The sequence below is a fragment of the Aequorivita sp. IT1282 genome (genome assembly GCF_058068205.1).
On sequence record NZ_JBYRHR010000001.1, the window covers coordinates 664833 to 685809 of the forward strand.

The window sequence follows — 20977 nt, forward strand, 5'->3', positions numbered from 1 at the left end:
TTATAAATTTTTGGTCAGGCGTTTTACAATTTTATATTCCGATAGAAATTCTTTGGCAATTACTTTTATTGCGGTATATGTAGGCACGGCGAGTATCATTCCCGGAATACCAAAAACAAAACCGGCAATTAAAATTGCTAGAAATATTTCTAGTGGATGCGATCGCACACTATGCCCGAAAATTACGGGTTGCGAAATAAAATTATCAAAAATTTGTGCAATGGCATAACCTCCTGAGGCAATCAATAGCAGTGGAAGTAAACCACTTGAAAAGTCGGCACCGAGATTGTTTGATATTATTACAAAAACCATTAAAACCCAACCTATAAGCGGCCCCAAATAAGGTACAATATTTAAAAACGCACAAATAAGCGCCACTGCCACAGCATCGCGAACGTCTAAGTAGAGTAATAAAACAGAATAGAAAAGTGCAAGTATAAAAATTTGCAATAATAAACCAATAAAATATCTGGAAAGCAGCTCTTTAATTTTAATTAATATACGCTTGAATTTTGGCTCGCGATCTTCGTCTGCAAATACTAAAACAGAACGGGCAATTAAGCTTTCATCCCTCAATAAAAAGAACGAGATAAATAAGACTGAGAAAATGCCGATTATGGTGCTGGCAATGTTTCCGAAGAAGATATTTATAAAACTAGGAATAATTTCTACGTCCATATTTTGAACGTAAGTAGTCTGTTTAACCGCCTCAACCAATTGAAAATGATCTACGCCAAGATAGTCACTGGCTTGAATATTTAGCTCATTTAAATCACGCTTAACCTGTTCAAAATCAATTTGCGAAATGTTTTTTCCCTGTTCAATAATTATAGGTACAAAAACACTCAATATCAAACTAAAGGTGCAAATTATAAGAAGTAGTGTAATTACGGAGGCAAGTGTATTTCCGCATTTTAGCTTTTTGAGAAAGAAAACTACGGGTCTTCCTATTAAAGAAAGAACAAGTGCGAGACCTATGTAAAGAATTAGTGCTTGAATTTCATAGAGAAACCAAATTAATAATATAATACCAACTAGCACTGCCAATGCTTTTAAAATACCTAGGGCTATTGCTTTTGCTGTGGTCTTCACTGCGTAAATATACTATATTCCGAAACACGAAAAATCAAAGTTTTGTTAAGGAATATTAATAAAAACTTATTTTCGGGGAATCATTACTTTATTGAAAATACTTGCTTTTTTATATGCATCAAAATAAATCCAAATTGGGATTGTAATTGTAAGCGTTGCAATAAAACCAAAAATAAAAACAGTTCCGGAAAGCAATATTGCCAACCCAAGAGCTAAAAAACCAACAAATTTAGATGGTTCGGCAAAAAGTCGATTGATGTGCTTTTTTTCGAGTGTCCCGCAATGCGAACATCGATTGTTAATTTCATCTCCAACTTCTACTTGCAGCTCAAACCTGTTCGTAGCTTTTGAATTTATATAGTTTTTCTATTTGCAGGAACGGCAGTAATAACTTAATCGCATCTATTAATTTTCAAAAACGTATTTCACAATATTGGCACCCATTTGCAGTGCTTTTAATCTAACTTCTGCCGAGTCGTTGTGAACTTCTGGATTTTCCCAACCGTCGCCAAGATCGGTTTCAAATGTGTAGAGTAAAACCAATCTGTCTTCTTCAAAGATTCCAAATGCCTGTGGCCTTCCACCATCGTGTTCGTGGATTTTAGGCATTCCCTGTGGAAATTTATAAACGTAACTGAACATCGGGTAATTTGCGGGGAGTTCTTTCAATTCTTTATTCGGAAATATCTTTGTAATCTCTTTCCGAAGATATTTATCCATTCCGTAGTTATCGTCTATGTATAAAAAACCGCCGCTCACTAAATAATTCCGAAGGTTTTCAGCTTCTTCGGATGAGAAAAAAACATTTCCGTGTCCCGTCATATGAACAAAAGGATAGTCAAAAATATCTACACTTCCGGGCGTTACTGTTGCGGTCTTAGTTTTTATAGCGGTATTAATTTTTTCGTTGCAGAATTTAGCCAAATTAGGCAACGAAGTTGGATTGGCATACCAATCGCCACCGCCACCGTATTGCAACAGCGCAATTTCTTGTGCTGAAATGCTTCCGATGCCAAAAACAATCGGCACAAAAAAGAATATTGAAAAGAGTGTTTTTCGCATAGTTTCAAAAGTACAAAATAGGGTAGATAAAACTAATAGGTTTTCAAAACCCGTTAGTTTTTTTATTGTTCATTCACAAAAGCAACGCTATGGCAAGCCACGACAGCTGCCGTCTCGGTTCGCAAACGACTTTCACCTAAAGCAACAGGAATAAATCCAGATTTTTTTGCCAAATCTATTTCTTCAGTAGAAAAATCGCCTTCGGGACCAATTAATATGATTACTTTTTTATTTGGAAGAAGAATAGATTTCAACGATTTTTTATCGGTTTCTTCACAATGGGCAATACATTTTAAGCTTTCTGAAGCCTTTTCTGCATTTATGAAATCTTTTAAAGAAACGGCTTCGTTCAAAACTGGCAAATATGCTTTTAACGATTGCTTCATCGCACTTTGAAGGATTTTCTCGTAGCGTTCTGGTTTTATTACTTTCCGTTCGCTGTGGTCGCAGATTATTGGAGTGATTTCCGTGATGCCAATTTCAGTAGCTTTTTCCAGAAACCATTCGTAACGATCGTTGAGTTTTGTGGGAGCAACTGCCAAGTGAAGTTGGTAGGGCAGAGGTGGCTGTTTTTCTTCTGAGAGAATTTTCACTAAACAGCCTTTCGGATTTGCATTTGTAATTTTTGCGTCAAAAAAAGAACCTTTTCCATTAGTGATTTTAAAAGTATCGCCTTCTTTCATACGCAACACTTTTATTATGTGGCGACTTTCATCTTTATCAAAAGTTATTTCTTGCGTATTTTCAGAAATGTTTGGATTGTAAAATAGTTGCATTTAGTTCAATTTTGTTTTTGCATGCGCTATACCAATTTCAACCCATTGCTGTAATTTTTCTTCGGTATCAAAACCTTTGGTTGTTACAAAAATAAATTCCTTCATTGGTTTTCCAGTAAAATCCATTGGTTTTACAAATAATTTTTCTGTTAATTTATTCATCCTTTCTGCCGGAACCCTTACCATTAGACGCTCTTTTGTTTCGCCCACGCACATTTTTCCTTTAAAAAGAAAACAAGTTCCACCGAACATTCGCTTTTCTTCAATATCCTTTTTCCACGGATTGAGAGCAATTCGAATTCGTTTCAGTATTTCTTCGGAATTGGGATTCATATTTTCCTTTGCTTTTGTGTGCACTCTTTTCAACTTTAGTTTAATCAAACCTACAAGGTTTTGGAAACCTTGCAGGAGTAGGATTCGGCCTTTTAAAACTTCATCCGTGCCGAAGCTACCACATTATTCTCGGCAAAATTTTGAGTTTTGTATTTTAATTCACCCACAATAGCAATCATTGCTGCATTATCTGTGCAGAATTCAAATTTTGGAATGTGTATTTTCCAACCGTATTTTGCTTCAGCCTCAAGCAACGCTTTCCGAATTCCGCTATTTGCTGAAACACCACCACCAATGGCAACTTCTTTAATTCCCGTCTTTTTCACGGCATTTTTCAGCTTATCCATTAAATAATCTACGATTGTAAATTGAATGCTTGCACAAATATCTGCTATGTTTTCGGAAATAAAATCAGGGTTTTGCGCTACTTCTTTTTGAACAAAATAAAGCACCGAAGTTTTTAATCCGCTAAAACTGAAATCCATCGGAGAAACTTTTGGCTTCGGAAATTTGAAAGCTTTGGGATTACCTTTCTGAGCGTATTTATCCACCAAAGGACCGCCAGGATAGGGCAGGCCTAAAATTTTTGCGCTTTTATCAAAAGCTTCGCCCACAGCATCGTCAATGGTTTGGCCTATAATTTCCATTTCAAAATAATCGGTAACTTTTACAATCTGTGTGTGGCCACCACTAATAGTGAGTGCCAAAAATGGAAAGTTTGGAGCGATTTGCCCTTCAGCTTTAATAAAATGTGCTAAAATATGCGCTTGCATATGGTTTACATCTATCAATGGAATGCCTAATCCAAGGGCTAAAGATTTTGAAAATGAGGTGCCTACGAGTAAGGAACCCATAAGGCCAGGTCCGCGAGTAAAAGCGATGGCAGATAACTGTTTTTTATCGATATTTGCTCTTTGTAATGCTTGGTGAACTACCGGAACAATATTTTGTTGATGCGCTCGGGAGGCAAGTTCAGGCACTACACCGCCATATTGCTCGTGAATTGCCTGTGTGGCAACAACATTGCTTAATATTTCGCCGTTGTTAATAACGGCAGCGGCAGTGTCGTCGCAAGAAGATTCAATACCGAGGATGTAGCAGTTTTTTTGTGTCAAAGTAAAAATATTTATTGGTTGTAAAATTAAAACTTTAAAAGCGTATCAAAAAACTTCGGAAAATAATAGTTCGCACCTTCGTAATCATTGTATTGCTGCTCGTGCTTGTAATAATTATTTTTTCTATTCCGGCAATTCAGACAAAAGTCGCTAAAAAAGTAACCGAAAATCTCAACCAAACTTACGGTACAGATATTAACATTCTACGCTTAGGCCTCAACTGGAAAGGCGAAGTAGATATTCGTGAGGTTTACATTGCCGACCACCACAACGATACGCTTATTTACAGCAAAGAAGTACAGACCAATATAATTAGCTTTCAAAATTTAATTAACGGTAATCTTGGTTTTGGTGATATTGCACTAAATAATGCCAAACTACTTGTAAAAACTTACAAAGACGAAGAAACCGATAACCTATCTATTTTCGCTCAAAAGTTTGATACTGGAAAGCCTAGCACATCTCCCTTTTCGCTTTTTAGTAATGATGTTAAACTCACAAATAGTCGCGTAAAAATTACAAATGAAAATCTTGAAAACCCTCAGATTTTTAATCTCAGTAACGTAAACATTGTCGCTAATAATTTAGATGTTAAAGGTCCAGAGATTAAAGTTAATATTGAAAGTCTTTCCCTCACTGCCGCACGAGGTTTTGTGATTGAAGATTTACAGGCCGATTTTTCGTACTCGCTTACGAATATTACATTGAAAAATTTAAATGTAAAAACAGTCGATTCCCGCATTATAGGCGATATAGATTTAGATTATTCTAAAAATGGGATGGCAGATTTCATTAACGATGTAATAATTACAGCAAACTTGAAAGATTCTAAAATCGCAACCAACGATTTAAACGGGTTTTATAATGAATTTGGTCCAGACCAAATAATACTGATAGACACCGAGCTAAAAGGCACTCTAAATAATTTCACCGCCACCAATACCAAATTTGTTACTGGCGATACTTATTTTGAAGGCGATTATGCTTTTCAGAATATTTTAGATTTAGAAAAAGGGTACGCTATTACTGCCACCAATCATTATATGGCTACAAATTATTACGATTTAAGAAGATTTATGCCACGTGTTTTAGGCGATGTTATTCCTGTTGAATTGAAAGAATTAAATAGCTTTAGCCTTAGTGGGAATTCTTCAATAATAGAAAATGAGCTGAATACAAACAGTAATTTAGAAAGTGGAATAGGGCAAGCCAAAATTAACTTGAAAATGGGCAATATCAATAACATTGATAATGCATATTACAAAGGAAATGTGGTTCTGAAAAATTTCAATTTGGGCAAGATTGCAAACACTACTTCACTTGGAAAAATGACCGCCAACCTTGATTTTGACGGACGTGGATTCAATAAAAACACAGTGAATACCGAAATATCGGGAACTGTTTCATCTTTTAATTTTGAAGGTTATAATTATCAAAACATTGCTGTTTCTGGTAATCTTAAAAACCCGCTTTTTAACGGTGAACTTTCCATTAATGACCCCAATTTAAAACTGGAATTTAAAGGACTAATTGATGCCTCACAAGCCACAAATCAGTTAGATTTTGAAGCAAATGTAGAATATGCCGATTTAAATAAACTTAAGCTAGTTGCTCGAGATAGTATTTCCATTTTCACCGGAAAGGTTGTTGTTAATATGGATGGCAAGACAATTGACGATGTGGTAGGTACCATTAACTTCAGTCAAACTTTTTATCAAAACGAGCGCGATAACTATTACTTTGATGATTTTACTATTATATCTTCTTTTGAAAACTCAATTAGAACCATTGAAATAAACTCGCCAGATATTATAAAGGGTAGGATTACTGGTGAATTTTTAATTAAGGATATTCCTAATCTCTTTCAAAATGGAATAGCAAGTATTTATGCCAATTACATTCCGCAAGAAGTTACTACAAACCAGTACATAGATTATGAATTTGTGGTCTATAATAAAATTGTAGATGTATTTGTTCCGCAATTAAAATTAGGAGACAACACACGGATTAGAGGTTCTGTTTATTCTGATGAATCTAAATTTAAATTCGATTTCCGCTCGCCTGAAATTCTTCTTTTCAATAATTACTTAGGAAAACTAAATATTCAAGTAGATAACGATAACCCTCTATATAACACCTATATAACTGCAGATTCTCTTTACAATGGGTTTTATAATATTCAAGATTTAAATATTATAAACAAGACCTTAAACGACACGATGTATGTGCGTTCAGAATTTGCGGGAGGTCCTAAAAAAGAAGACCTTTTTAACCTTTCTCTTTACCACACTATTAATATGGCAGGTAAGTCAGTTATTGGCGTTAAAAAATCTGATATCACTTACAAAGGCAATGTTTGGTATTTAAACGAAAATAACAATCGCTTGAATAAAGTGGTTTTTGATGATAATTTTAGAGAAGTACGTATTGATTCGTTAGTGCTAAGTCATAACAACGAGCTAATACAGATGGCTGGTATACTGCGCGATTCAACATATAAAGATTTGAAAGTTCGTTTTAGCGATGTGAATATTGGTAACATTACGCCAGAAATTGATAGTCTTCGACTTAAAGGAAATGTAAATGGAAACTTTGATTTTATTCAGAGAAACGGTGCTTATTACCCCAATAGTTCAGTAACCATTGACGCCGTGGAAATTAATGAAGTACTTTTTGGAGATTTAATCTTGAAAATTGACGGAAACGAAGACCTCACTAAATACAGGATAAATACTTCGCTTACCAATAATAATGTAAAATCTATTAATGCAGTGGGAGAGATTGATGTTTCTCCTAGAAATCCACAAATACAACTCAACGTTGACTTGAATCAGTTTAATATGCAAGCATTTAGCCCTTTTGGCGCTGATGTAATTTCAGATATTCGTGGATTAATTACTGGGAATGCACGCGTTTCGGGAAGTTATAAATCGCCAGATATTTTAGGCCGTTTCACTTTAGAAAACAGCGGATTAAAAATTCCATATTTAAACACCGATTTCAACATAGAAAATAACGCTCAGATTGTTGTAACCAAAAATAAATTCGAAATTGGCCGTACCAATATTGAAGACACAAAATTTGAAACTGCGGGAATTCTTTATGGTAACGCGACACACAATAATTTTAAAGATTGGGAATTAGATTTGCATGTGGAAGCGCCAGATAGATTGGTGGTTTTAGACACACCACCAGACGAAGATGCGCTGTATTACGGAACTGCTTTTATAAGTGGAAGAGCAGACATTTTGGGACCAATAGACGAGTTAGTTATTAATGTTGAAGCCACAACCCAACGTGGAACTACTTTTAAAATTCCTATTAGTGATACCGAATCTATTGGCGATGACTCATTTGTACATTTTCTTTCACCAAAAGAAAAAGAGGCGCGCATTAATGGAGAGCCACTCGTTACAGAGGATGTGAAAGGCTTAGCACTAAACTTTGAACTTGACATTAACAAAAACGCCGAAGTAGAAGTGGTTGTGGATCAGGAAAACAATTCTACCTTAAAAGGGCGCGGTGCAGGAATACTTTTGATAGAAATAAATACCAATGGAAAATTTCAAATGTACGGCGATTTCCAAGTTTATGAAGGCGAATATGACTTTAGGTATGGTGGAATAATTCAGCGAAATATAGGCGTAGTACCAGGAGGAAACATAACTTGGGATGGCGCTCCGGAACGAGCAAATCTTAGTTTAAGTGCGGTGTATAAAACACAAGCAAATCCTTCCGTTTTGCTCGATAACCCAACAGTAAATACAAAAATACCCGTAGAAGTCTATGTAGATTTGGAAGGGGAACTTGCCCAACCAGAATTAAGTTTTAATATAGATTTTCCGCGTGTAAGTTCTACTTTAAAGAGTGAGCTGCAATACAAATTGCAAAACCAAGAACAGATGCAAAATCAAGCGTTGTTCTTATTAGCGTCTAATTCATTTGTTAGTGATAGCTACGCTGGTTCCAATGCTTTTGCGGGAACAGTTGCAGATAGAGTTTCTGGCTTGGTGAATAATCTTTTTGCCGATCAAGATGGAAAATTCCGTGTTGGTTTGGATTATTCCATAGGAAATAAGACTCCTGAACAAGAAACCTCAGATCAATTCGGGATTACGCTTTCAACACAAATAAATGAACGCATACTAATAAACGGAAAAGTTGGTGTGCCGGTGGGCGGCGCAAACGAAACTTCGGTGGCTGGTGATATTGAAGTGCAATGGTTAATTAACGAAGATGGAAGTTTACGAATGAAATTCTTTAATCGTCAGGCAGATTTGCAGTTTATTGGCGAAGACCAAATTTTTGAACAAGGTACGGGGATTTCATATTCTGTAGATTTCAATACTTTTCAAGAGCTGTACAGAAAGCTTTTTAATAAGAATGTAACTATAGATACAGAACTGCCCGTAATTCCAGACGACAACACCTATCCAGTAGATTTTAACCCACAGGGCACAAAGATTGAGGAAGAAGGAGAGTAGGGACGTGGAGTGGCTTAAATAGTATGTCTGTGATTACACTAAAGCTGCCAAAAATAATTTCATCAAAATATTTCGGAATCAATTCTTTTATTTTTTTTGCTCGGCTTTTGAACCGTATAATCGCTCGGCTAAAGTTTCATCCAAAACAAATGGATTTGCTTTTCCCGACTGATAGTTTGCTATGAGATGAGTTCGTTTTAACTCCAATTCATCAACAGGATCCTGTTTATGCCACGCTAATAAAGTTGTTAGTTGTAATTCGAAAAATGAATCGTCAGCCAAATCGGCTTCTTCTTGGTACATTGTATAAAAGTAAAAAACCGCGCGCGCAACGTTACCTTTAAAACTGTCTTGAGGTTCAAATTTTTCATTTCCTTCTTTAGCACAAATAGATTCAATTTCGTCTGGTTTCGATTTGTACTTTTCATTTGCACTATACCAAACGTCGCATTCTTCTGCTTTTACTTCGCCAAAAGGATGATTATATCTTGAAACATTAACGCCTAAGCGCACTGGAAACAGGTGATGCATGTCGCTCTTAGCGTTTCCATCGTGAGCCCCTTTACTTTTAGGAAAGCTATGTTCTGCGATTATACTGTTGAATAAATTCAACTTCATCAACTTCAAAATAGGGTTTTCTTCGGTGTGTAAAAGCGGTAATTTATAACCCGTATACATACAACTCACGGTATCGTTTACATTATAAATTTGAGTATACATAACTTCTCTCGCCTCGTCATAGCTTAATACTTGCTTTGGCTTATAATTTTCAACTAAGTTGTGTATGGGAATAATTTCATCGGAATAAACCGTGCTTTTTACACCACATTTTACCTTTTCCGAAACTATCGTATCAGAAGTCGAATAAATGAAAACTTCAGGATTACGTACTGCAGATTGCGCCGTATTTCCGTAGAAAAGGAGTAAAATAATTACAACGGAAAATCTAAAAATGGTTTTCTTTTTCTTCAAATTACAATTTTAAAATACTTTTAAAAGCTCATCTAACTTTGATGGACCTTCAAGTTTTTTCTTTTTTAAGCTTTTTTTCATTTCAACAGTAACCTGATCTAAGATTGCATAAAATTGGCGCATCATAAATTCAAGCTCCTCTTTTCTTGTTGCCATTGATGGTCGCTCATCTACAGAATATCTTTTTAATAAGGCGTCAATATCTTTTATTTCTTGGGTTCTAAGTTGCGTTACATCATCAAATTTTATGTTGTGTTTTGCTTCAACAACAATCTTTTTTGCCTCTAGTTCTTCGAAAATCTTTTTATATGCTGCAACTAATTCTGGCGCATCTTTTATGAAAACTCCATTGTTGGTATCCATCATATAACTTCTAAATTCAGCATTTGCCGAACCTATATAAATATCATCACCAAAAATTATCACTTTCGTGTGAAGCGAAAACGAACTCGCTCCTTTAACGCCACTTTCACTTGGAAAATTGTCTGCTACTTCTTGTGTTAATCTATCCTTGTTGTATTCGAAGTATTCAAATCTATCTGAATCAAATTCTTTATTATTCTGAAGAAGATACTGCATTTGCCTTCTTCCTATAAAATTGATGGGTGTTAAATCTGTAGTGCCGATTGAATTCGTGTAAATTTTTAGTTTAATGTTTGGGCAAATATTCTTGCTCATAAGTCTATTCATTTCGTGGACAACGCCTTCTGTGGGCGAAAAATATCCTTGGTGAATAATAACTTCCACAGGTTCATTGGTTAAATTACTCTTCGCACAGGCATCCTCAAAAGCATCTTCCCAGACTTTTTGAATCATCTTACCGTGTTCAATTTCCTTGCCATAATCTGAACCAAATTTTCTGTTTTTCAAATTTCCGCGCTTAGTAATACTTAAATTGAAGGGTACATTTTGAACATAAAACATTTCTTGATTCGTCATAGGAATTACGTTCACAGTATGTAAAGTGTTACTAAACCTAGTGTTTTGAACATATCCGTTATTCGAATCGAAAAGCATATCCAAACTCGTCCAGGCTTTTCCATTTGTAGTTTTACTCACGTAATTGTCCTGATAAGATTTTAAATAATTTTCATATTTAGTTCCCCATTCTTGTTGTTTTTCAGCAACTAATGCTTCAGTTCCAGAATTTAATAATTGCACAAATATTTGAAGAGCGCAGCCTTGTTTTTCCAAATCGTTTAGATTTTCTGGACAGGCAGCTTCCGCCATTTGTGTCGCTTTATTAATTAAGTATAAATACCGAATCGGGGCGTGCTTTTCTATGTCGGAAGTTGTAGCCACCATTTTGGTATAATTCCAAAGTTCATCGTAACTTATTTGCAAAATGTTGCCGCCTTTTTCGTCTAATTCAAGAAAAACATCGGTATCCATAAAAATGTATTTCTTTTCCAAATCATTTGGATGCATATGGTATGCGTTTGCACAATTTCTGCCGCCTAATTGCGCCACCTCTTTGTCTGCTAAAATTAATTTATGGTGACTATAATCTGTTACATAATCCATTTCGTTATTAGCCATCATAGCACTGCCATCCAAGTCTTTAGGTGAAAAAGGCAAGATAGTTTCCAAACCATTTAAAAAGGGTTTTAATTGTTCCCCAAAGAATAAACCCATTATAGAAAGTTGAATCTTAGCTCCAATTTTCTCTGCATTGTTTCCCGTTTTAGCAGTCCAATACAATTTCATAACCTTCTTTAAATTCTCTTTTGTTTCTGGCGTTATTGTTGGAGTTGCGGTAGTACTTTCTGCCATCGTTTGCAATTCTCTGGCGTACCCTAATTGCGTTCCAAATAAGATTCCATTTGGGTCTTTTGAATAAAATCCGGCTAAAAATATTTTAGCCTCTAAACTCATTTCATCTTCGGCTTCACTTAATAATAAGCCGTTGTATTTTTTTAAATAAATCGATTTTTCTTCGGCGCAGTTTGGCGTAGTTTCCTGAACTCCAATTTTCTCGCCAGCGCAACCAATCGTCATAAATTCAGCGAATTTAATAACAGAAACGGCGGGACGATTGTAAAAACGGACTTCAATTTGCTGAATGCCATTTGGCTGTTGATTCTCCATCCATCTAAAGAAATCGAGGTTTTTATAATTCCATTGATAATCGATTAAAATCTTCACTCGGAAATCTTTATCGGCTTTTATCTTTTCCAGAATGGAATAAGTCATATAAGCCGTAGTTTCATCTAAATCATAGATATAATAAATAAGGAGCAACTCTTTTTTCGCATTCTTAATTATATCAATTTTTGAAGCAAAAGCGAGGTCGTTATCTTTTAGAACGAAGGCCTTTTCTGCATTAAAAGAATTATTTAATAAATAATCTGGCGTAACAGTAAGTGGCGAAGTTAGGAGTAACTTTTTGCTACAACTAGAAACCAATAATGCCATTAAAAAGAAAAGTATAAATCTATAATATGAAGCTGGCTGGTTGAGAGTTATTTTTCTTCGCATACGATAGTTTTTTTGACAATTAAAAAACGGAAGTTTGGCAATTAATGAGTCAAAAACGCTGCTGTGTAAATGCTTGTCGAAAAGAAGACATGTCATTACTGAGCGCAAAGTTGCAAACTTCATATTCAAAAAAATTGAGGAGAATCAAATATAGCTAAATAGACTTATACTTTGATGAATTGATTCTTGAAAATAATTAAAGTAAAGCAACGGAACAATCGTAACTTCAGACGATTATAATTGTACTGTGCGTTTAAACCGCCGGAAGAAAAGACAGATGAAGTCGAGGAGTGGTATTGTCCGTCGTGCGTGGGTTAACGCTGAATTATTCTAAATAAATATTTTCCAAATTCTAAAAAACGATACAATTGTTGCAACTGATAGAATTAATTGGTTCCGAAATAATTACAGTGAAGCAATCACCGAAATCTCAACATTTACAAATTTGGGAAGGTTTGCTACTTCTACCGTTTCGCGAGCAGGAGCTGTAGCCTCATTGAAATATGTTGCATACACTTCATTAATCGCTGCAAAATTATGCATATCACTAATAAAGATTGAGGATTTTAGCACGTTTTCAAAAGTCATTCCTGCTTCTGTAAGGATTGCTTTTAAGTTCTCCATAACCAATTTAGTTTCACTTTTTATATCGTCAATTACCAAATTGCCAGTTTTTGGATCAATAGCTATTTGCCCAGAAGTGTAAAGCATATTTCCGTTAAGGACTGCCTGATTGTATGGTCCAATAGGAGCTGGAGCATTTTTGGTTGTGATTATAGTTTTCATATTTTTTTGTTTTGAAGTTTTGAAACTTAAAGTCCCTTATCGCTTTCTCTACGTTTGTCGTATTTAATATCGCTTAACATAGAAGATTTAATTCCAATAAAGAAATACCAAGCCGTATTAATGCTTCCGATTGGCGTCCAGTTAAAGCTCATTTGCCAACTTTCTAAATCGCGCTGGAAACGGAATTGCGTAAGTGTTACTCCTTTATTTTTAAAATCGTAACCCGAAGAAACACCGACTGTCCATCGTGGCGCTAGTTCCAGATTAGTGCTCATCATAAACGACTGACTAGAGATTTCATTTTGTCGCTGACTATTACCATAGGTTACAGTGTATGCAAAACGCATATCCCACGGAATGGTGTAATTATACCATTCTACATTAGTTTTGTCAACGTCATCTTCCTCGTCTTCTTTGTAAATCTGTCCGTCGTAAATATCTGTAGATTCTCCAAAAAGATCATCGGGACGACCACCGTTTCGAAAGGTTTCGTTGTCTGTTCTATCTAAATTTTTATCGGTGCTACCATCAAAATCCTTGCTTGAGAAGGAATAGTTAATACTCACATTGGCATTGGTTAATCTGAAAAGACTTCCGCCGTTATCAATATTGAAAACATCAATCTTTTGATTATTATTATCTAAAGCATACGGATCTAAACTTCCGCTGAAGTTGAAATCTAATTTAGGAATAATCGGAATGCTTCCCGTAAACTGCAACGGGCTCCATTGTAAAGAATCGCCGGCGAGATTATATGCTGTAGAAAAGTTTAAGTTGTTTAATAAAGTTATTTTTTTAGGCTCTAAAGCAGTTGTGTCGCGATCGCGCATTTTAGCTTCAAAAGTATTACTAAGTGAAAGGCCAATACTACTAGAATATACTTTGCCAGGCGCACCGTAGAGTGTGTTTTCGAATCTCGAATATGATACTACTTGTGCAGCTTCATCGGCAGTTTCTGGAATGATAAATTCATCGTAATATCTATCAAATGCAGGGTTAATGTTATAACTAATAGAAGGACGAACCACATGGCGCAGCGCTTGTATTTTATTATCTTTTCCGAAGTTGAAAAGACCGTAAAGCGTGGTTCCTAAACTGGTAGAAAAATTATAGGTTCGGTAACTTTCAAAGCCGGCCACAGTATCTTTAACAATACCACCCAATCCATCGTCAAGGGTCGAGTCATAATATTGACGCGTACTTTTTAATACCCACGTTTCGCGATAGTTTGTACCTGTCGAAGCGCTTAAATATTTAAGAATTTTAAAGTTTGTTGTAACTGGAATATTGTGTTGCGCGCCAATTTGTGCATCGTTAAACATTTCTGGTTTAAAGAAAAGCGAATCTGTAGTTAGTATTCTATTTTCGGCAGTTACATCGTACTGAAAATTTATGTTTTCAATGATGCCTTCTTTAGTGCCGTCTTTTGGAGCAAACGGATAAATTCTGGAAACACTTGCATTCATATTTGGTAAAGACATAGAAATTTCCTCAGTATTGGTATTCTGTGAATGCGTAGCGGCCACCGATAGATTTACTTGCGGTTCGCCTTCAAAGGTTTTGGAATAGGAAATAGAAGAACTCAAAGTGTTTACCAAAGCACTAGCATTGTTGGTCTGGTTAATGGATTCGGTGAAATATTGACTACTACCAATATTCACCGAAGCAGAAAAACGAGAGTTCGGGCTGCTTTTTGTGTCTTGCGAATGCGACCAACGTATGTTATAGATGCTGCTTTCGCTAAAATCTGGAAATCCTCTTTCTTCCTGTACTAGTTTTTCAAACCTCGCACTTAAATTCCCTCTAAATTTATAACGAAGCGAATAAGCCGTTTCTCCGCGAAGCGCATAACTTCCATTCGTGTAATAATCGCCTAACAGACTTAAGTCTAAATAATCGTTTATTGCAAAGTAGTAACCACCATTCTGAAAAAAGAAACCCCGACTGTTATTATCACCAAAAGAGGGGATAATAAACCCGGAAGTTCGGTCTTCGGTTAAAGGAAAATATGCAAATGGTAAACCAATCGGCGTAGGTACATCTGCGATGTACATATTTGTTAAGCCAGTAACTATCTTCTTTTTAGGGACAAACTTTGCCTTTCGAGTATAAAAATAATATTCGGGATCGTCAATATTTTTTGAAGTGGTAAATTTCACATTTCGTAAATAGACTACGGAATCGTTTACTTTTTTGGTGACTTCTGCAATTACTTTAAAACCATTTTGTTCGGTTCGGCTATTGTAAACCAGTGCTTTTTTCGAATCAAAATTATATCTAATGGAGTCTGGTTCCACTTTATTATTAGCCTGAACAAAAATAGGGCGCTGGCTGTAAACCCCAGCACTATCTATTCCTTTTGCGTAAACTTCGTTTTTGTTGTAATCTAGAATTATCAAACCCGCATCAATACGCATATCACCATAAATTATATATGCTTTATTATACATATATACTTTGTTTTCCTTTCGGTTTAGCAAAACGTAATCTTCGCCGTAATAATCTACAATAGCGGTCAAAGTTTCTTTGGGAGGCTTAATAGAATCGGTTTTTATAGTATCCTGTGCCTGTTCAGTAATTTCATCAATAACAGGTTTTAGGTTTACAGAAAGAGTATCCTCCTTAGTTACTTTCGGAATATTGGTTTCATTCTTTGGGGGAATGTCTTGTGCATGCAAAACAGTGCTGCAAAGGAGCAGGAATGTTAAGAAGATTGTTAAGTAATGATCTTTTGTCTGCAATGCGCTGGTACTATTATTTTGTAGATTTGGCTCAATATTTGAAACGGTCAAAAATAAACATATTTTTTCGGGTACGTTTTTTAAATTGAATTTTTTGGAAAAAGAAAATTCAACTGAAAAGAACAACGAAATATGACTAAAATGAATCATATCAAAAATGAATCCAGAGTACAGATGAATATGAAAAAATTAGTTATTCGTTAATAGTCACCATTATAAATCGATTTGTATGAATCATGGACTGCTAAGAGCAGTCATAGTTTAAAAGTAAGAGCAAGCGGTGTTGAGTTAAACCGCTAAATATTTAAAATAATCAATAATAACAATCGTTAACATTTATATGCACACTAAACTTTTCACTTCTTTTTTAATAGTTATAGCATTAACATTTTTTTCTTTCGCTGAATCTGCGACGGAAAAACCCATCAAACCGTTTGTTGTTGTTTTGGATGCTGGTCACGGTGGCCATGACCACGGAAACAAAGGGAATGGATACAAAGAATCCGAAATATCTCTAAATATTGTTTTAAAAGTGGGAGCAGAGCTAGAAAAGCTTCCAAATGTAAAAGTAATCTACACGCGTAAAACCGATATATTTATTGAATTGCGTGAACGCGCTGCAATAGCAAACAAGGCAGATGCCGATCTTTTTGTATCTGTACACTGTAACGCTCATAATTCTGATGCTTCTGGCGCTGAGACCTTCGTTTTAGGACTGCACAAAACACAAGCGAATTTTGAGGTAGCTAAAAAAGAAAACGAAGTAATTTATTTAGAAGAAAACTATCATGAAAAATATGGCGGATTTGATCCTAATGCCCCAGAATCTCTGATAGGAATGGTTTTGATGCAGGAAGAATATTTAGATCAAAGTATATTACTTGCAAGTCTGGTTCAAAATAATGTAATTAATAATTTAAAAAGAAAAGATAGAAGTGTGAAACAGGCAGGTTTTTGGGTGCTTCACAATACCTATATGCCGAGTGTTCTAATTGAAACCGGATTTCTTACCAATAAAAGTGAAGGTGCATATTTAGATTCAGAGAAGGGACAGTTTGAAATGTCTCGTGAAATAGGAAATGCCATAAAATCATACATCAGTAGTCTTTCAGTAGCTACAGAAAAAATAAAAGATCCCGAAATAGAACAAATACAAGTTGAAAAAACTATTGAAAATACCAAGGAAGCCGTTTACGAGGGTGTAACTTTCAAAGTGCAATTGGCTGCTAGTAGCAGAAAACTGGATTTGAAGCCCAATAATTTCAAAGGCCTAAAAGATGTAACTCGCGAAAAAGAGGATGGACTTTTTAAATATTATTACGGTGAATCTTCAGACTACAATAAAATTCAGGTAATGAAAACCTTTGTACAACAAAAAGGATATCCCTCAGCCTACGTTGTGGCTTTTAAAAAAGGTAAAAAAGTTAATCTACCAGAAGTGTTAAAATCGAAAGCCAATTAGTGTGCATTCTTTATATTTATGCTTTAAATTTGCTCATCATCTAAAACTATACACTTGAGACTATCGAAAGAAGTTAAAACTGGAATCCTCGCCATTGGAGCTATATTGCTGTTAATCTTTGGATACAGCTTTTTGAAAGGCACAAATTTGCTTGATAAAAACCGCGAATTTTATGTAAAATACGACAACGTAGAAGGTTTGGCGCAAGCAGCCCCTGTAACTATTAATGGACTTACCGTTGGAAAGGTTCAAAATATAACTTTTGCCAACTCAAAAGGAGGTTTGGTAGTAAAGTTTACAGTCGAGGAAGATTTCGATTTTTCCAAAAACAGTATTGTACGTATTTATAGCACTGGGTTAATTGGAGGAAAATCTTTAGGTATTTTTCCGCAATACGACAATAATATTGCTAAAAGTGGCGACACGCTTCGTGGCGATGTAGAAGACGGTATGCTTACCGCCGTTACAAAAGCATTGGGACCTTTAGAGAAAAAAGTGAATAATACATTGGCTACAGTTGATACATTATTATTAAGTATTAACGCTATAGTAGATGAAGAAACACGTCGTAATTTGCAACAAGCAATTGTAAACTTAAATACAACTCTTAATTCATTTGCGGGCGTTTCAGAAAACTTGAATAAAGTGCTCGCTAACAATACCGGTAAATTAGACAATACCTTTACTAATCTAGATAAAACGGCAAGTAACCTTTCCCAACTTACAGATTCATTATCGCAACTTGAAACTGGCAGATTGGTTACAGATTTGCAGAGTGTTGTAGATAAAATGGATAAAATTGTTACAGGCGTTGAAAATGGCAATGGATCCATGGGTAAGCTTTTAAAAGACGACAAACTTTACGAAAATTTAGAAGGAGCCTCAAGACAACTTGAGCAATTAGTACAAGATTTTAAACTTAATCCAAAACGCTATGTACATATTTCAGTGTTTGGGAAAAAGAACAAAGAATACGAAGCGCCAGCCAATCCAGACGAATAAACCATCATGCAATACATTCCAAATATATTATTTCTAATAGTCTTTTTAGCAGGTATTGGTTTTTTTACAATCAACATCCGCAAAATTATACGCAACATTAAATTGGGGCATCAAGTTGATGCATCAGACCATACCGGACAAAGGTGGAGCAACGTAATTCGAATTGCTTTGGGCCAATCTAAAATGGTGGTTCGTCCTATTTCGGGAATGTTACATATAATCGTTTATGTAGGTTTTATCATCATCAATATTGAGGTGTTAGAAATTATTATAGACGGTATTTTTGGTACGCATAGAATCTTTTCATCATTAGGAAGTTTTTATGGCTTCTTAATTGGTTTCTTTGAAATATTAGCGCTTTTAGTTTTCGTATCTGTAATAGTATTTTGGCTTCGTAGAAACGCTTTAAAATTGCAACGTTTTTGGAAACCTGAAATGAAAGGATGGCCAAAAAACGACGGAAATATTATCCTTTATTTCGAAATGGTTTTGATGGGACTTTTCCTATTAATGAACGCCACAGATATTCACTTCCAGGAAATGAACAACGGTAACGTAGTTTCACAGTATATTGCTGGACTATTTAGTGGCACTCCCGAAGCTACACTTCATATAATTGAACGTACCGCTTGGTGGTTTCATATCGTGGGAATACTTGCATTTCTTAATTACCTATACTTTTCGAAGCATCTTCATATTTTATTAGCATTTCCGAATGTTTACTTCGGAAAAGTGGTGCCTAAAGGAAAATTTAAAAACCTAGAATCGGTTACTAATGAGGTGAAAATGATGATGGATCCAAGTGTAGATCCATTTGCAGCACCGGCTGAAGGAGCAACCGAAGCTCCTGCAAAATTTGGTGCGAGCGATGTAATGGATTTAAACAGAATTCAATTACTGAACGCTTATACTTGTACTGAATGTGGCCGTTGCACAGACGAATGTCCTGCAAACAAAACCGGGAAAAAACTTTCGCCTCGAAAAATAATGATGGACACCCGTGACCGTCTAGAAGAAGTAGGAAAAAACATTGACAAAAACGGCGAATTTAAGCCAGACGGAAAACAACTGCTCGACGATTACATTACGCGCGAAGAACTTTGGGCTTGTACAACCTGTAACGCCTGCGTAGAGGCTTGTCCCGTAAGTATTGATCCATTGAGTATTATTATGGATATGCGTCAATATTTGGTTATGGAGCAATCTGCAGCACCAACCGAGCTGAATGTAGCGATGACCAATATAGAAAACAACGGCGCCCCTTGGCCTTATAACCAAATGGACCGATTGAATTGGAAAGATGAAAATTGATTAAATAGCCATCAGTTTCGAAAGTATTCGTGAATTCGTGGTAAAAAAGATTTATATGAAAAAGGAAGACGTAGAAAAAATGCTGCACGAAAAAGTTGAAAAAGGCGAACACATTAGCCCGATTCTTCCCGAAGGAATAAAAAATTATTTAATAGATATTGACGGTACCATTACTGAAGATATTCCGAATGAAGAGCCTGAAAGAATGGCAACTTGTAAACCATTTCCAGATGCCTTAAAAACCTTAAACAAATGGTATGATGAAGGTCACATTATTTGTTTTTTCACTTCTCGTACGGAGATGCATCGCGAAGTAACCGAAACGTGGCTTAACAAGCACGGTTTTAAATACCACAGCATGCTGATGGGAAAACCTCGTGGCGGAAACTATCATTGGGTAGATAACCATTTAGTGAAAGCAACTCGCTACAAAGGTAAATTCACCGATTTAGTAGAAAAAGAGGTGACTATTAAAGTATTTAAAGACTGATTTCAGTTAATAGAAAAAAGTTAATAGTAATTAGCGTCCGAGCAATTTACTACTAACAACAAACAATTAACATTAAACACATGAGTGAACCAATAAAAGTCCCAACAATGGCCGAATACGCGGCACAAGGCAAACTGCCCGAAGTGCTGTTTTTCGTGGGATGCGCAGGAAGTTTTGACGACCGCGCAAAAAAAATAACTAAAGCTTTCGTAAAGTTGCTTAATAAAGCAAATATAGATTTTGCGGTTTTAGGAACCGAAGAAAGTTGCAATGGCGACCCAGCTAAAAGAGCAGGAAATGAATTCTTGTTCCAAATGCAAGCCATGACCAATATTGAAGTTTTAAATGGTTACGGAATAACAAAAATAGTAACCACTTGTCCGCATTGTTTTAATACAATTGGGAATGAATATCCTGAACTCGGCGGAAAGTATGAAGTTATGCACCACACTCAATTTTTAAAATCTCTTTTAGCAGAAGGAAGATTGAAAGTTGAGGGAGGAAAATTTAAAGGAAAGAAAATAACTTTCCACGATCCGTGTTATTTAGGTAGAGCTAATAACGAATATGAAGCTCCAAGAAATCTACTTGAAAAATTGGAAGTAGAACTCGTGGAGATGAAACGAAACAAACAACGCGGTATGTGCTGTGGCGCGGGTGGCGCACAAATGTTTAAAGAACCCGAACCAGGCGATAAAGATGTGAACGTAGAACGTACCGAACAAGCAATGGAAACTTCAGCAGATATAATCGCTACTGGTTGTCCGTTTTGTATGGTAATGATGACCGATGGCGTAAAAGCCAAAAATGCCGAAAACAACGTGCAAGTGATGGACGTTGCAGAAATGATTGCAAATGCAGAAGATTTATAAA

At 35.7% G+C, this 20977-nt stretch carries 15 protein-coding genes; 6 read left to right on the forward strand and 9 right to left on the reverse strand.

The annotated features are described in order from the left end of the window. The 5 genes from AC3RVG_RS03055 to tsaD form a co-directional block, all read right to left on the reverse strand. On the reverse strand, window positions 1-1092 hold the full coding sequence (locus tag AC3RVG_RS03055) for an AI-2E family transporter (RefSeq protein ID WP_489689958.1): 1092 nt from the start codon (window positions 1090-1092) through the stop codon (window positions 1-3). Between the two features lie 405 nt (window positions 1093-1497). Next, the gene (locus AC3RVG_RS03060; RefSeq protein ID WP_489689959.1) at window positions 1498-2154 is read right to left on the reverse strand and encodes a DUF4159 domain-containing protein; all 657 of its coding nucleotides are present in this window, start codon (window positions 2152-2154) and stop codon (window positions 1498-1500) included. Between the two features lie 62 nt (window positions 2155-2216). After that, window positions 2217-2930 (reverse strand): 16S rRNA (uracil(1498)-N(3))-methyltransferase, encoded by a 714-nt coding sequence (locus AC3RVG_RS03065; RefSeq protein ID WP_489689960.1) that lies wholly within the window; start codon window positions 2928-2930, stop codon window positions 2217-2219. Then, window positions 2931-3311 carry a TfoX/Sxy family protein gene (locus AC3RVG_RS03070; RefSeq protein WP_489689961.1) on the reverse strand — a complete coding sequence of 127 codons (381 nt, stop codon included), beginning with the start codon at window positions 3309-3311 and terminating at the stop codon, window positions 2931-2933. A 44-nt stretch (window positions 3312-3355) separates the two neighbouring features. Then, window positions 3356-4378, reverse strand: a complete 1023-nt coding sequence (gene tsaD, locus AC3RVG_RS03075) for a tRNA (adenosine(37)-N6)-threonylcarbamoyltransferase complex transferase subunit TsaD (RefSeq protein WP_489689962.1) — start codon at window positions 4376-4378, stop codon at window positions 3356-3358. A 101-nt stretch (window positions 4379-4479) separates the two neighbouring features. On the opposite strand from tsaD, the gene AC3RVG_RS03080 reads away from it, so the two are divergent. Beyond that, a complete protein-coding gene (locus AC3RVG_RS03080) occupies window positions 4480-8862 on the forward strand; it encodes a translocation/assembly module TamB domain-containing protein (protein WP_489689963.1) in 4383 nt (1460 codons plus the stop codon). A gap of 87 nt (window positions 8863-8949) precedes the next feature. Here AC3RVG_RS03080 and AC3RVG_RS03085 read toward each other — a convergent pair whose 3' ends face one another. From AC3RVG_RS03085 to AC3RVG_RS03100, 4 genes are all read right to left on the reverse strand, one after another. Then, entirely contained in the window at window positions 8950-9834 is an 885-nt protein-coding gene (locus tag AC3RVG_RS03085) for an endonuclease I family protein (RefSeq protein WP_489689964.1), read from the reverse strand. A gap of 9 nt (window positions 9835-9843) precedes the next feature. Next, window positions 9844-12312 (reverse strand): phospholipase D-like domain-containing protein, encoded by a 2469-nt coding sequence (locus AC3RVG_RS03090; protein ID WP_489689965.1) that lies wholly within the window; start codon window positions 12310-12312, stop codon window positions 9844-9846. A gap of 405 nt (window positions 12313-12717) precedes the next feature. Next, on the reverse strand, window positions 12718-13098 hold the full coding sequence (locus AC3RVG_RS03095) for a Rid family detoxifying hydrolase (protein WP_489689966.1): 381 nt from the start codon (window positions 13096-13098) through the stop codon (window positions 12718-12720). A 26-nt stretch (window positions 13099-13124) separates the two neighbouring features. Beyond that, window positions 13125-15890 carry a putative LPS assembly protein LptD gene (locus AC3RVG_RS03100; RefSeq protein ID WP_489689967.1) on the reverse strand — a complete coding sequence of 922 codons (2766 nt, stop codon included), beginning with the start codon at window positions 15888-15890 and terminating at the stop codon, window positions 13125-13127. A 289-nt stretch (window positions 15891-16179) separates the two neighbouring features. Between AC3RVG_RS03100 and AC3RVG_RS03105 the strand changes: the two genes are divergently transcribed. The 5 genes from AC3RVG_RS03105 (at window position 16180) to AC3RVG_RS03125 (ending at window position 20976) form a co-directional block, all read left to right on the forward strand. Beyond that, window positions 16180-17301, forward strand: coding sequence for an N-acetylmuramoyl-L-alanine amidase family protein (locus AC3RVG_RS03105; RefSeq protein WP_489689968.1), 1122 nt, complete (start codon window positions 16180-16182; stop codon window positions 17299-17301). Between the two features lie 54 nt (window positions 17302-17355). Next, window positions 17356-18303 (forward strand): MlaD family protein, encoded by a 948-nt coding sequence (locus tag AC3RVG_RS03110; RefSeq protein WP_489689969.1) that lies wholly within the window; start codon window positions 17356-17358, stop codon window positions 18301-18303. 6 nt (window positions 18304-18309) lie between these two features. Further along, window positions 18310-19614 carry a 4Fe-4S dicluster domain-containing protein gene (locus tag AC3RVG_RS03115; protein ID WP_489689970.1) on the forward strand — a complete coding sequence of 435 codons (1305 nt, stop codon included), beginning with the start codon at window positions 18310-18312 and terminating at the stop codon, window positions 19612-19614. Window positions 19615-19669: 55 nt separating this feature from the next. After that, entirely contained in the window at window positions 19670-20104 is a 435-nt protein-coding gene (locus tag AC3RVG_RS03120; protein WP_489689971.1) for an LNS2 domain-containing protein, read from the forward strand. An 80-nt stretch (window positions 20105-20184) separates the two neighbouring features. Beyond that, a complete protein-coding gene (locus AC3RVG_RS03125; protein ID WP_489689972.1) occupies window positions 20185-20976 on the forward strand; it encodes a (Fe-S)-binding protein in 792 nt (263 codons plus the stop codon). Window position 20977: the final 1 nt, after the last annotated feature.

Coding starts and splice junctions, on each gene's coding strand:
- AC3RVG_RS03065 (WP_489689960.1), bottom strand. CDS start 2,930: ATGCAACTATTTTACAATCCAAACATTTCTGAAAATACGCAAGAAATA.
- AC3RVG_RS03095 (WP_489689966.1), bottom strand. CDS start 13,098: ATGAAAACTATAATCACAACCAAAAATGCTCCAGCTCCTATTGGACCA.
- AC3RVG_RS03090 (WP_489689965.1), bottom strand. CDS start 12,312: ATGCGAAGAAAAATAACTCTCAACCAGCCAGCTTCATATTATAGATTT.
- AC3RVG_RS03105 (WP_489689968.1), top strand. CDS start 16,180: ATGCACACTAAACTTTTCACTTCTTTTTTAATAGTTATAGCATTAACA.
- AC3RVG_RS03115 (WP_489689970.1), top strand. CDS start 18,310: ATGCAATACATTCCAAATATATTATTTCTAATAGTCTTTTTAGCAGGT.
- AC3RVG_RS03120 (WP_489689971.1), top strand. CDS start 19,670: ATGAAAAAGGAAGACGTAGAAAAAATGCTGCACGAAAAAGTTGAAAAA.
- AC3RVG_RS03125 (WP_489689972.1), top strand. CDS start 20,185: ATGAGTGAACCAATAAAAGTCCCAACAATGGCCGAATACGCGGCACAA.
- AC3RVG_RS03060 (WP_489689959.1), bottom strand. CDS start 2,154: ATGCGAAAAACACTCTTTTCAATATTCTTTTTTGTGCCGATTGTTTTT.